The 13,491-nt window shown below is 20.2% G+C and carries 18 protein-coding genes and 1 pseudogene; 2 read left to right on the top strand and 17 right to left on the bottom strand.

From position 1 onward, the window contains the following. Position 1 precedes the first annotated feature (1 nt). The 13 genes and pseudogenes from RS022_RS04285 to infC form a co-directional block, all read right to left on the bottom strand. Complete coding sequence (locus RS022_RS04285; RefSeq protein ID WP_420885778.1) at positions 2-154, bottom strand: hypothetical protein; 153 nt, start codon at positions 152-154, stop codon at positions 2-4. 28 nt (positions 155-182) lie between these two features. Beyond that, a complete protein-coding gene (locus tag RS022_RS04280) occupies positions 183-464 on the bottom strand; it encodes a 2-hydroxycarboxylate transporter family protein (protein ID WP_420885777.1) in 282 nt (93 codons plus the stop codon). 245 nt (positions 465-709) lie between these two features. After that, a complete protein-coding gene (locus RS022_RS03825; RefSeq protein WP_268849835.1) occupies positions 710-1,123 on the bottom strand; it encodes a 2-hydroxycarboxylate transporter family protein in 414 nt (137 codons plus the stop codon). Positions 1,124-1,323: 200 nt separating this feature from the next. Continuing rightward, positions 1,324-2,922 (bottom strand): YidC/Oxa1 family membrane protein insertase, encoded by a 1,599-nt coding sequence (locus tag RS022_RS03820; protein ID WP_268849834.1) that lies wholly within the window; start codon positions 2,920-2,922, stop codon positions 1,324-1,326. 21 nt (positions 2,923-2,943) lie between these two features. Then, positions 2,944-3,279 carry a ribonuclease P protein component gene (rnpA, locus tag RS022_RS03815; protein ID WP_268849833.1) on the bottom strand — a complete coding sequence of 112 codons (336 nt, stop codon included), beginning with the start codon at positions 3,277-3,279 and terminating at the stop codon, positions 2,944-2,946. 281 nt (positions 3,280-3,560) lie between these two features. Next, positions 3,561-3,695 (bottom strand): 50S ribosomal protein L34, encoded by a 135-nt coding sequence (rpmH, locus tag RS022_RS03810; RefSeq protein WP_268849832.1) that lies wholly within the window; start codon positions 3,693-3,695, stop codon positions 3,561-3,563. A gap of 98 nt (positions 3,696-3,793) precedes the next feature. Continuing rightward, positions 3,794-4,054 (bottom strand): annotated as a pseudogene (locus RS022_RS03805) (peptidase M28); the annotation flags it as partial. Positions 4,055-4,086: 32 nt separating this feature from the next. Continuing rightward, positions 4,087-4,596 (bottom strand): zinc-binding metallopeptidase family protein, encoded by a 510-nt coding sequence (locus RS022_RS03800; protein ID WP_268849831.1) that lies wholly within the window; start codon positions 4,594-4,596, stop codon positions 4,087-4,089. After that, positions 4,589-4,861 (bottom strand): zinc-binding metallopeptidase family protein, encoded by a 273-nt coding sequence (locus RS022_RS03795; protein ID WP_268849830.1) that lies wholly within the window; start codon positions 4,859-4,861, stop codon positions 4,589-4,591. Before RS022_RS03795 ends, RS022_RS03800 begins: the two co-directional genes overlap by 8 nt. Positions 4,862-4,893: 32 nt before the next feature. After that, positions 4,894-5,511 (bottom strand): hypothetical protein, encoded by a 618-nt coding sequence (locus RS022_RS03790; RefSeq protein WP_268849829.1) that lies wholly within the window; start codon positions 5,509-5,511, stop codon positions 4,894-4,896. 27 nt (positions 5,512-5,538) lie between these two features. Next, complete coding sequence (gene rplT, locus RS022_RS03780) at positions 5,539-6,126, bottom strand: 50S ribosomal protein L20 (RefSeq protein ID WP_320412530.1); 588 nt, start codon at positions 6,124-6,126, stop codon at positions 5,539-5,541. 34 nt (positions 6,127-6,160) lie between these two features. Next, entirely contained in the window at positions 6,161-6,349 is a 189-nt protein-coding gene (gene rpmI / locus RS022_RS03775) for a 50S ribosomal protein L35 (protein ID WP_121463793.1), read from the bottom strand. Positions 6,350-6,404: 55 nt separating this feature from the next. After that, positions 6,405-7,049 (bottom strand): translation initiation factor IF-3, encoded by a 645-nt coding sequence (infC, locus tag RS022_RS03770; RefSeq protein ID WP_268849828.1) that lies wholly within the window; start codon positions 7,047-7,049, stop codon positions 6,405-6,407. A gap of 516 nt (positions 7,050-7,565) precedes the next feature. Here infC and RS022_RS03765 point away from each other — a divergent pair. Both RS022_RS03765 and RS022_RS03760 read left to right on the top strand, forming a co-directional pair. After that, entirely contained in the window at positions 7,566-7,817 is a 252-nt protein-coding gene (locus RS022_RS03765; protein ID WP_268849827.1) for a hypothetical protein, read from the top strand. Next, complete coding sequence (locus RS022_RS03760) at positions 7,757-8,527, top strand: IS3 family transposase (protein ID WP_268849826.1); 771 nt, start codon at positions 7,757-7,759, stop codon at positions 8,525-8,527. Before RS022_RS03765 ends, RS022_RS03760 begins: the two co-directional genes overlap by 61 nt. Before the next feature lie 102 nt (positions 8,528-8,629). Here RS022_RS03760 and RS022_RS03755 read toward each other — a convergent pair whose 3' ends face one another. From RS022_RS03755 to RS022_RS03740, 4 genes are all read right to left on the bottom strand, one after another. Continuing rightward, positions 8,630-9,511, bottom strand: a complete 882-nt coding sequence (locus tag RS022_RS03755) for a hypothetical protein (protein ID WP_268849825.1) — start codon at positions 9,509-9,511, stop codon at positions 8,630-8,632. Positions 9,512-9,599: 88 nt separating this feature from the next. After that, positions 9,600-11,273, bottom strand: coding sequence for a hypothetical protein (locus RS022_RS03750; RefSeq protein ID WP_268849824.1), 1,674 nt, complete (start codon positions 11,271-11,273; stop codon positions 9,600-9,602). A gap of 109 nt (positions 11,274-11,382) precedes the next feature. Continuing rightward, entirely contained in the window at positions 11,383-12,753 is a 1,371-nt protein-coding gene (locus RS022_RS03745) for an AAA family ATPase (protein ID WP_268849823.1), read from the bottom strand. 99 nt (positions 12,754-12,852) lie between these two features. Then, entirely contained in the window at positions 12,853-13,485 is a 633-nt protein-coding gene (locus tag RS022_RS03740) for a hypothetical protein (RefSeq protein ID WP_268849822.1), read from the bottom strand. Positions 13,486-13,491: the final 6 nt, after the last annotated feature.

Raw genomic sequence — 13,491 nt, 5'->3', positions numbered from 1 at the left:
GTTATAAACTGATAATAAACTGAAAATTAGTATTTAAACTTAAAGCGACTAACGCGGGGGTTGTAAAATTAATGCTTATAAATTTTCCATTTTGCACTATATACTTTTGATATTCATCAGGAATCAAATTAAACACTTTTATTATTAAAGATATAAAAATAATATATCCTTAGTATCTAAAACTAATGTTTTATCTTTAAAAGATAATATTTGGTTAATATTATATTACATAAAGAATACATTCCTAAAATAATTAATAACCCAATATCAATATTTTTATAATCTAAAATATCTTTAGAAATATTCTTTACTATATTATTTTGTTTTTGTTTTTCTAAATTACCTTTACTGCTATATTTAGTTTTATTAAAAACTAAATATAGTGAACCAGTTAAAAAAATACTTAAACATCTAGCTAAAATAAGAGGAGCTAAAAAAATACTTTTAAGTTTATTTTTTTCTATAAAGGGTGTTCTGCTAAACTATTAATACCTAAATTAGTTCTCTTCCATTAGTCAAAGGAATAAAAATAAACAAATGCCATAGAATCTATATAGAATCTATAAAAAAGGATCACGAGATTTTTTTAATTTAACTGGTCAGGTTTATAACTTAATAGATAACCTAAAAACCCTGTTGTAAGAAAAGAAATTAAAATAGTTAATAAGGATAAAGGGATGTGAATTTTACAATCACTTTTTTTAATAAATTATGTTCTATATTTATAATACTGCCTTGTTACAAAAACAACAATAATAAAAATTTTAGCAAAATTAATTCCTTCTTTTTTAAAAATAAAAAACTTTAATTTGTCATGTATTTCTTCACATATAATTTTTTTATATACTAAAAAAGAAGGAATCAAAATACAAAGTAACAAACCTAAACCTAATTTATTAAAAAAAGGATTTTGTTGCCGATAAAATTCAAACCAAGTTCCAAATATCATTATAAAAAATAAAGAAGTTAAAAAAGAATTTCGTAACTGTTCAGTTATATTTTTTCTTTCGTTAACAGGAAAAGATTGAATATAATAAATATTACAAATAAGAATAAAAAATAATATTAAAATTATAATATGATATAAACCAAAAATTTTTATTTTCTTCTTTGCATTAATCATAATAATAAATAGTTATATAATAAAAACCTTTCATTTTTTAAACTTAATTTATTATAAAAAAAATCTAAAAAAATAAAAATTAAACTGTTTTATTTCAAAATATTTTTGAAAACAATTTGATTTTTATTCTTATATTAAATTCCAAAATATTCGAAATTTACTTAAATTAAATAAATTATTATCAAAAAATTAAAATTTTATCAAAAACTTTTATTTTTTAATATATTATATTTTTTTTCCATCTTTTTACGATTCATTGTTATTTGTAAAATAGTATAAAGATTTCCAGTTATCCAATATAAAGATAAAGCTGAATCATTAAAAGCATTTATAACCATAAAAATAATCATAACATAATTAACTATTTTCATAGTCATTTCTTGATTTTTTTGTTTCATTTTTTGTTCATTGTTTAAAATTTGAACATTTTTTTTTAAATAAGAAGGTTTTTGTAAATTAATTTTATTTAAAATATACATACTAATTCCAACTATTAAAGATAAAACAATTTTCGATAAATTCAACCAAATATTATTATTTGTTTCTTGGCCTAAATTTATACATCCTAAAAATAAAGTTTTACTTTCGATAACAGGGAAAATACCACCAGGATTACGAAAACGATTTAAAGTACGAAATATTGCTATCAAAATAGGCATTTGTAAAAAAGATATAAAAATACCAAAAATGCTAAAATTATGTTTTCGATATACTTTAAAAATTTCCATCTGCATTTTCTGCATAGATTCTCTATCTTTTTTTAAAGCGTATTTTTCTTGTATTTTATTAATTTCTGGTTGAGCTAAACTCATATTCATACTGAAAGTACTAGCTTTTGTATAAATAGGCCATGATAAAGTTCTTATTAATAAAGTTGTTAAAACAATACCTAATCCTAAATTTCCAAAAAACCATCCTTCTCCAATAAACATAAACGAGAAAAAATATAAAAAATAACCAATAAAAACAACTAAAACATTCCAGATATAACCCCAACCTAAAAAAAAGTACCATTCTATTTTATTAGGCCATTGGATAGGTAAATTACCTGTATCATCTACAAAAATTTCTAAATATTTTTTTTCGCCATTTTCTGATCCATATTCTAAATTAAAAACATTTATTTCATTATTATCTTTATTTATTTTTGTTTTAATTATTTCATTATAAGATTTTTCTTCTGTAATAAATTTTTTATATTTGTCACAAATTTTTACTGAATAATTTTCTTTAATTTTAATTTTATTATCTTTTATTTTTCCAATTTTTAATTTAGAATTATTTAATTTTTTATATTTATCATGAAAATCTTTCTGATTTGTTCCTGTTTTAATAGTTAAAAAATCTTGAATTTGAGATTTTTCTTCTTTAGGTGACAATTTTTCTGTAAAATAAAAAACATCCTTTGTTTCTAATTCTTCTTTAATTTTGTTTTTTACTTTATTTATTATTTGTTGTGCTTCTTTTGAATTTTCTGAAGGTTTTTTTTCCAATTTTTCTAAAATAATATTTTTAGATTTTTTATCGAAACCAAAAAAAAATATACTAACACGATTATCTTTAAAAGCGAAATCTAGGTTATTATTTGATTCTATATTTTTTTTGAATTCTTCATAATCTTTAATAGATTCGCATTCATTTTTATTAAAAATAATTTTGATATTTTGATCTTGTAATTTTTTATAATTAATTTGTTTAGGACCGAAACTTCTTATAACAAAAAGTAAAATTAAAGATAAAATTAAAACAATAAAAAAATTTTGAAATAATTTCATTTTTTTATTTTGAATATTATTCACAATCAACTACCTTGTTTTATACTAATTCAAAGAGGACTTTTTTAATAAAATTAAAAATTTTTTTTCTAAATTATAAAAATTTAACTCTTTGGCTGTAAATTTAATAACAAGAACAAAAGACATATTTTTATCTATCAAATGAATATTATTATGGATAATCATTCTTAACCTTCTTTTTATTAAATTTCTTTCATATGCTTTCCCATATTTTTTGTTAATACTTAAAGCAAATTTAAAATTTTCTAAATTTTCATTTTTAATGTAATATAATATAAAAAAATAATTTTTTACATTTTTTTTAAATTTAAAAATCAAATCTATTTCTTTTTTTTTTTTTAAAATAAATTTTTTTTTCATATCTAAAAATTTATATATATAATTCCTTAAATTTTATCAAAACTTATTTTAAAAAGAAAATATTTAAATTTAATTGTATTTTTAAAAATTTCGAATAAATAAAAATAAAAAAAACGTATTATTATAGTTTATCATCTAATAAAAATATACAAAAAAATAAATTTACTATTTTTCGAAAATATAATGGACTATAATTTATTACGTTTTTTAAAAATTTTATTAATTTTGTATTAATTTAAAAATTACAAAAATGAATATAATCTTTTAAAATATTCGAATTATTAAACAGTTAATCTAATACGACCTTTTCTTCTTCTGTTAGAAAGTATACGACGTCCTTCAGAAGTAGACATTCTAGTTCTAAAACCATGCGTCCTAATTCTTTTTATTTTACTAGGTTGATATGTTCTTTTCATAAAAATAAAACCTCTTCGATTTGTTTAAAAAATAGCTATAAAAATAAAATAAATCTTTTTTAATAATTATATTCTATTTTTATTAATTGAAATTATTATTAATTAAATAAAATTTCTTTAACTTTTTTATCGTCTAATTGTTGAACTAATAAAACTAAAAGTTTAATTGTGTTTTGGATATCTTTTTTATTAACAATATAAGTGTGAGAATGAAGATAACGAGTCGGAACACCAATAACAATAGTAGCAAGAGCGCCTTCGTTTCTTAAGTGTATTGCTGAACCATCAGTTTCCCTACCTTTTGGTTTAGGTTCTTGAAAAGGAATATTATTATCACGAGCTGTTTTGATGATTAATTCTCTTAAAAGCTTTGTGAGGAATTAAACCGCCATCATAAAAAACTAATTTGCGGACCTTTTCCTAAAATTTGAGCACTAGTATTAACATCATCTGGAACATCATCAGCAATTCCAGTATTAACAGCAACAGCTATAACAGGTTTAATTTTATTTGTACTCGTTTGAGCTCCTCTTAAACCTACTTCTTCTTGAACTTTGAAAGTGCCTACGCATTGGTTAGGATTATTTTTTAAAGCTTCAAGTACTTTCATAATTATTAAAGCGCCTACACGATTGTCAAGAGCTTTAGCAACTATAAAATCTTCATTAGCTAAAACTTCGAAATTATCGCAAGGAGTAACCATATCTCCAATTTTAACACTTAAACGTTCTACTTCTTTTTTATTATAAACACCAAGATCTAAAAATAAATTTTTCATATCAGGATTTTTACATTTGTCTGTATAAGATAATACATGAGGAGGTCTTGCGCCAGTGATTGCTTTTACAACCCCTTTATCAGTGCTAATATCCCATTTTTGAGCTAACATAACACTAGTCAACCAAACCCCCTATAGGTTGAAATTTAACAAATCCTTCTTTAGTTATTTCAGTCACCATTAAACCGATTTCATCTACATGACCAGCTAACATAATTTTAGGTCCTTTAGTGCCTTTATAAGCAATTAAAGTTCCTAAATTATCATTTTCAATTTTGTCAACTATTACTTGAATATTTTCTTTAATATAATTGTTAACTTTTTTTTCTTGGCCAGATATACCATTTAACATAGTTAAATCTTTTAAGTTTTTTAATAAATCATACATTATAAACTGAATTTCCTTTTTAAAATTTTAAATTATTCTTCTGTTTCTATAATGTTTTTTTCTTTATTATTATTAAACATATTAATTTTTTTTGATGTTAAATATAAATAATATAAAAAAACTAATCCAAATAAAATAGCTAACATATTCATAATATAATTTGTTAAATCTACGGGTTGTCCCATAAGAAAAAAACTTGTACTTAATGTTGTTATATATACGATAAATTTTAAAGAAGCTAAGATATCTTTTTTATCACTTAATTTAAAACCAATATATAATTTAAGAATACTATGAATTATAAAAATATAATAAACTATAAAATTCAAATTTAAATATTTTGTAATAAAATTTTTATCTATAAGAAAATGAAACATAAGCCCGAAAGAAACTAAAATAAATATAAAAGTTTCAATCAAAAATAAAAACTTAACAAAACCTGTGTTTTTTTTGAAACTACGAAAAATTAATAAATAAGTTATACAACTAATTAAAATACCTAACAAAATATTATAAATATGAATGTCATGACCACTAATTGGAATTATAAATGTCTTATTTAACCAAAACGCAATAGCAATTATTAAAAAAAATACACTTTTGGCTAAATTCGAAAAAATTTCTTTTTTTTGAACTTCTTCTTTTATCATTCGTTATATTTATTCTCCTTAAAAATTTTATTTTTTATTAATTATATTTTCTAACATATGAATTAAATTTACTTTTTTTAATTTAGAAACATTTTGAATTTTGTATTTTTTTGCTAATGTTCTTAATTCAGGTAATAATTTACTATTCAAATCTAATTCTTTTTCTTGTTTTTCTTGATTTATATTTTTTTCATTTTCAGATTTAGTTTCTTTCAATTCTTCTTGTTTTTGCAATTCTATTTTTTTAATATTTTTTTTATTTTCTAAAACTTTTTTAGATAAATCAACATAATTCGAAAATATTTTAGGTTCATTATGAACCATATCAGCTAACATTTTACGATTGATTTCTATTTTAGATAATAAAAGTCCATGAATAAATTGAGAATAACGAATATCATTATTTAAACATCCTGCACTAATTCTTGTTATCCATAATTTTCTTAAATTTCTCTTTTTTTGTCTTCTGTCTCTATAAGCATATTGCAAAGAACGCATAACCTGTTCATGAGCTGTTTTATAAAGAATACTTTTGGAACCAAAATAACCTTTTGCTAATTTTAATATTTTTTTACGTCTTTTATGTCTTGCCGTAACGAAATTTACTTTAACCATCTTTATATTTGCCTTTTTAATTTAATTTAGAAAATTAAATAAGATATTTAATTCTTCTTACATCAGAAATATCTACTTTTGTAATACCTCTTAACTGTCTATTTTGTTTTGTTGTTTTTGAACCAGCTAAATGATTTTTATAAGCATATCTTCTTAAAAATTTACCAGTACCAGTAATTTTAATTCTTTTTTTTAAACCTTTGTGATTTTTTTTCTTTATCATAATCGCTTTTTGATACCCTTTTTATTCTATAATAAATATTATAATCAATAATTATTTATTTAATTTTTTTAGGTGATAAAAAAGTAAACATCTGATTAGAAACCATTTTCGGAACTATATCGCAACTGCCTACATCTTTTAAATTAGATATAATTTTATCAAAAATACTTTTACCTAAAAAATTACTTTGTGTTATCATTCTCCCTTTAAAACGCATAATAATCTTAACTTTGTCACCTTGTTTTAAAAAATTATAAGCTTTTTTGATTTTAATATTTAAATCATTATCATCAATAGTTGGACTCATACGAATCTCTTTAACAATTGTTACAGATTGTTTTTTTTTGATTTCTTTTAATTTTTTTTGATGCTTATAACGGAATTGTGAATAATTCATCAAACGAACAACTTTAGGATTAGAATTGGGATTAATCATTACTACATCTATATTTTTTTCTTCAGATATTTTAAATATTTTATCTTTTTCTAAAACACCTAATGCATCACCATTTTCATCAATTACGAAATATTCTCCTTGAGGTATTCTTTCGTTATATAAAATATTAAGTTTTATATCTTTTTTGTTAGTTTTATTGTATTTAATATTAAATAACTCCTTTTTTAAAAAAATAAATTTTATAAAAAAAATACTTATAAAAAGTGCTTTCTTATTATCAAATATAATTATAATAAATATCAAGATAAATTTTTATTCAAAAAGATATCTTTTGATTAATTATTATTATCATGTGCTTGATTACCCAAAAACAAATTAAAATTTGATATATCAGGTAGAGGAAAGTAACTCTTCTTTTCACATTTTCGAAATTTTATTTTTTCTAATACATAAATCATTATACATCGAACTGCATCCAAATAATTAAAAAAATATAAATTAAAAATAATAAAAAATAATTTTAATATATCTTATTTATTTAAGAGAAAAAATATATTTTTTTGAATTTTATAAACTAAAAATAAAATATAATAAATTATATAAAAGTAAAATATTTTTCTTCACTATATATATATATGCAAACAAAAATAATAAAATACCTAAAAAAATTTAATATATTTTAAATTATTAATAAAAAATATTAAAAATAAATTTTTAAATTAATAATTTATTTTTATTTATTATATAAAAACATTAAATTATTTTTATAATTTTTTCTTTTTTTATAAAAGTTTATTTGAAAATAGGAAAATATTCAATATGAACAAATCAAAAATTCAAAAAAAAGAAACAATTAAACAAAAAGAAATTGAATTATTACAGTTAGTAATTAATTATCAAAAACCTAATTTTAGAGAATTTATTTTTATTTTAATTCAATTCTATAAAAAATATCTTAAAATTAAAGATATTTTAAAACTATTAAATATTAATAAAAATTCTTATTATTATTGGAAAAAAACAAAAATACAAAAAGAGAAGATGATTATAATAAAATTACAAAAAGAATAGGTAAATTATGTAAAAAAAATCAATATTCTTTTGGTTATCGTAAAATTACGACTCTTTATTTTCAAACTTATAAAGAAATAGTTAATAATAAAAAAGTTTTACAAATCATGCGTATAAATAAGTGGTTAATGACATATAGAAAACCCTATTATAAAAAACATTTTTATAAAAAAAAAGAACAAAATTATAATTTAATTAATTTTAATTTTAAATCAGAAAAGCCGTTACAAAAAATATATACTGATTTAACTTGCTTTACAACTAAATACGGAAAATTTTGGTTATCAGTTATAATGGATGGTTTTAATAATCAAATTTTAGCATATGAAATGAGTCCGCATCCTAATTTAGAATTAGTCAAAAAAACTTTTCAAAAATTGCCGAAATTACAAGATCCTTGTATTATGCATTCGGATCAAGGAACTATTTATCAAAACGTTAAATTTAAAAATTATTTAAAAAAGAAAGGTTTTCTTATTAGTTTTTCGAGAAAAGCTGTTCCGAATGATAATGCAATGATAGAATCTTATTTTGGGACCTTAAAAGGATATTTAAAAACAAATACACCCTCTTTATATCAAGAAAATTTTTCGACATTAAAAAAAAAAATAAAACATTTTATTTGTTATTATAATAAACATTGGTTATTAGCTAAATTCAATTATAAATCACCTCTTCAATATTTAAAATTTAAAATTTTAAAAAAATAATTTGATAACTTTTATAAATTATATTATTAAAAAAATTATTATTAATTAAATAAATAATTTTTTTAACTTTTAAATTTTATTCAATTCTAATCAAAATTCATATCAATTATCACAGATATTCAGGTCTATAATTTTTCTTGATACTGTTGAATTCTTGATACTGAAAATATAAATATTTTTAGCTCCATTAGGCATATTCAAAAGAGTTTGTATATCTCCTTCCTCCTGCAACATAAAACGTTCTCCTTTATCAAAATAAATATTAACTACATCTGTGTAATTAAATTGTCCTTTAGGTAAAGGAATACTAATGCCCGTTTGTTTAGACATATTATAACATCCTTTTCGAATATATCTATTTTCTCTGTAAATTCCTTTTGAATCTAAATATTTATTTATATAGTCAGCGATTTTATTGTCAGCAACATCATGTTTAACAATATGAACAATGTTAACATTTTTTATTAAATTTATTTCTTTGACGTTCCAAAAACAATAAACTTTTTTGATTGTTGTGTTGTTTTCTAATAATTCTTTTAAAGTAAGCGAATATTGTTGTTCAGAATATTTCATTTTAAAAGGGTTTTCTCTAGGAAAAATATAAACTCCTAATAATCCTTTGGGAGGGTTTTTCAAACATATAAAATTTAAATTGATTTGACCAAAACAATTATAACCAGGTATATGATTATAAAATTGAGTATTTATATATTTATAATTTTGTAAAAAAATTTTTATACTCTCTAAATTTTGAACATTTACATCATATATTTTCATATTAGGTTCATTTTTCATCCATTCTTCTATTAGTTCATCAATATTCTTTAATTTAATTTGGCATTGAGACGAATTAATTTTTGATTTCGAAATATTTTCGCCAAAACGAATATGAAAATAACTCGATGCCAAAATAGATTGAATACAAATTATAATAATTAAATATAATAAAATTATAAAAAAAAATTTATTTTTATTAAGAAACATTTGTTTATACCCCTTTATATCCTTTATATATTTTTTAGAAACAAATTATTAATACTAATATTCTAAATATTATTTTTATACTTTTAAATTAATTATCTATTTTTCTTCTTTCAAATAAAGGAGATTGTATACCAAATTTTTTATTTTTTTTATCAATAATTATTTGTTGAATTTTAGCAAAATTAGGATTTTGTTGTTGTAATTCTGTATATTCTATTTCTTTATTTTCGATATTTTCTTCAATTTTATCTTTTTGTTTTTCTAAATTATTTATCTTATTAAAATGATTTTCTTTTTCTATAAGTTCATCTTGTTTCTTATGTAATTCGTTTGTTATTATCTCATATTCTTCTATCCATTTACTATAATCACCTATTATGTCATCATTTTCTTTTATTGTTTTGAATTTGAATTCACGAATTTCTTTAATAATTTTATTGTTATCATTTTGTAATTTATAATTTTTATATTCATCTTCGTATAACTTATATTCTGTATCTAATTTTATTAATTCTTTATTGATGTCTTCCATATAAATTTTTAATATTTCCGTGCTTATCATTTTAGGTTCTTCACCTTGTTTTTGGATCAAATTTTCTATCATTATATATATAGGATGGTTTTTTGGTAAATTTATTGATGATGTATTTATTTGTGAAGAAGATATTTGTGAAGAAGATATTTGTGAAGAAGAATTTTTTTTAAAATTTAATATTCCATTAGTTAATATATTAAAATTGGTTTTCAAAGTAAGTAAATCAGTTACTCGATCGTAAGCTTTAAAAAAAGTTCTTGTTATATTTCCCCATGTAAATTCATTAGATTTTTCCCAGGTATAAGCATTTTGTCTTAATGTAAATAAAATAGATTTAATAGTTTTATAAGCTTCTTGTTCTGTTTTTATTTGTTCTAATTTAGTTTTTACTTCATCAATATTCTTTTGTATTTCTTTCTTTTTATTTTCTATTGTAATAATATAAGATGCTAATTGTTTAAGTTCTATATTTAATTCATTCATAGATTTAATTAGATGTTTCTTAAAATCTTCTACTATTTTTAACTGTTTAATTAAAGATTCTTCTGTTGTTTCTAATTTTTTAATTTTTATTTTAGTATCTGTTATTTCTTCTACTATTTTTATATGTTTTTCTCTCAAAATATTAATTTCTTGATATAGTTTTTCTTTTTGTTTTTCATTGTTTTCTATTAGTAATTTTTTTTCTTTTTCTTTAATTTCTTTTTCTATTTTTTCTTTTTCTTTTTCTAGATCTCTTAATTTACCTTTTTCAATAGAAATTTCTCCATGAATATTAATTAATTGTGTTTTAATATTTGAAATATTTTCTTCATTTTGATTTATAATTGATTGAATTTTTTCTTTATCTTTTTCATTAATTTCTTGAAGTTCATAAAGTCTTTTAAGTTCTGTTTCGGCGTTTTGGATTTCTTTTTCCCAATTAGAAGCTAAACCTTTATATTTATTACAAATATTATCATATTTATCTATACCTTGATTAACTTGGCGAATTAATTTATCATAATTCTTTGTTATAGATTCTTTTTTGAAGAAAAAAAACCAAATTAAAAATAAAGTACCTATTATAATCAAAAAATAAATTAAATTTTCTTTCGTTGAAGATTTTTTTCCGCGAAATTTATTAATGAAGGAAATAATAAAACAAATAATTATGCCTACTATAAAAAATGTTAAATAAATTTTTAAATTTCCAAAAATATTTATAAAATTAAAAGGCGATAACATCAGTTAATTCTCCTTTTTATTATTTTTATAATATAAATTAATATTTATAAATTTCTTATTCTTAATGAAATATTTAAATTATACTTTTATAATTTTAATCTCTATATTTTTATTTAGATATTACTTTTTCTAAAGATTGACCAGCATTATCAATTATTATTTGATAAGCTTTTTGTAAATCTTCAACATTAATCGCTTTGCATTCACAACAATTTTCTAAAATAATAGAATCGGTTTTTTCTTTTTTTTGATTATTTTCAGAAAAAATTATATTATTCTTAAAATGTTCTTTGTGTTTCAGATTAGAACATTTTTTTTGTTCTATTGTGGAGGTAATTTCACGATCGATAGATTTTAAACTTGCTTCTTTAATAAAACTTTCTAAAACACGATAAGCTTTTTTGTAATTATTTTGAGGAGGTATTTCAACTAAAAGACCATTCATTGTTTTTTCATATTGCGGCGGCAAATAATCTAACGCTTTATTAATTACCTCTAATAAATATGTTTTAGCTTCTTGAGTAATAGGAAATTGATTACGTCTCAAAATATCATTCAATTGAATTTTACGTTCTGCTTCATTTCCTGGTTTCAATTCAATACGATGAGTAAAACGTGATAAAATAGCAGGTTCTATACCATCAAGATGGTTAGTAGCTCCAATGACAAAAATAGGTTGTTCTGAACGATTTTCTTCTCGTGGTTCTAATTGAATTTTAAATTCATTAACAACATTGGCAATTTCAGAACCAGGTTTTAAACTATCAATATTTAAAAAAATATTTTCACATTCATCTAAAAAAATAATAACTCCTTTGCCGTTTTTAGTAGCCACTTCTCTAGCTAAATCAAATAATTCAGTCACCATTTTTGGAGCTCTACCTACAAATTCTTGAGCAAAAATAGAACAAGATACTTCAATAAAAGGTAACTCTGCTTCTTTTGCTATAGAAGCCGCAAAAATAGTTTTACCACATCCTGGAGTACCATACATCATTAAACCTGTGGGAATAACTACTTTCCCTCTATCTTCGTAAGCTTTTTTATTTTGAAAAAAATTAACAAAACCTTTAGCTACAGATTTAGCTTCATTCAAACCTGATAATTGTTGCAAATTTGGAAATTTTTTATAATCTTGAACTTTAAAATTCTCGCTTTCAAATAAAATATTTTTATTATGAATATTCTTTTGTAATAATTCACTTTCGGTAATTAATTTTTCTGTATTATCTTGTTTTTCTTTTATTTTTTGTTCGATTTTTTTTAAATTACTACTCATAGAATTATTTGATTTTTCTAAATTTAAAATATTTTTATTCATTTTTTCAATTTTATTTTCATTCGTAGTAATAGCCTGATGATGAATCCAAACATAAATAATTAACAAAAAAGAAATTAAAAACAAAATAAATAAAACACACAAAAATAAAAAATATTGTTTTTGTGTTTTATTATTATTAATATCTTGTTTTTCGAACATATAATTCAAACCTTCTTTTTTAATCTTTAACAATTCTTAAAATTTTGTTGTTTTAAAAAAATAAAAATATCATTTTAATTATCAGAAAAAAATTTAAAATTATGTATTAACAATATTAGACGTTTTATTTGAAACCATATTTGAACCTCCAGTAATTTTTTTTCCTTGCTTATCTACTAATTCATAATCATAAACTAAAAAAAGTTTTGGGTTTTTTTCTAAAATAATATCTTTTTGTTGAATTTTAGTGTTAATTGTGATAGTTTGTGTTTCATTCGGATGCATCGCTGAATAATGAGGTTTATCTTCGGGAGAATAAATTTTATCTTTTTCTTTATCTTTCGTCGTAATAATTTGATAATCAAAATATTTTTGTGGATTTTGGAAGGTATTTTGAGTATCTAAAAATATTTCAATTTTTAAAAACAAAGGTTCTTTAATTTCCATGTTTTGCGAATTTAAAATAACACTATGTTCAATATTTATTAAATGTTCATATTTATCTTTATTTAAATTAGGAATTGAAATCGGTATAAGATGTTTATTTTGATTATTACCTCCTGAAAGTTCTACCTTGAAAATAGGAAAATTATTTTCTAATTGAATTTCTTCTTTTCTTTTTTGATTAAAATAAATAGAAATTGCTATTATTGAAAATGTAATTGTTAAAATTATAAATATAATAAAAATTTTTAATTTATTTTTATTTATTTGATTTTGATTTATTTTCATTAATAT

The sequence above is a fragment of the Candidatus Phytoplasma rubi genome (genome assembly GCF_026821955.1).
GTDB classification, from domain to species: Bacteria; Bacillota_I; Bacilli_A; order Acholeplasmatales; family Acholeplasmataceae; genus Phytoplasma; species Phytoplasma vitis.
This window is presented reverse-complemented; position numbering and strand designations above follow the sequence as displayed.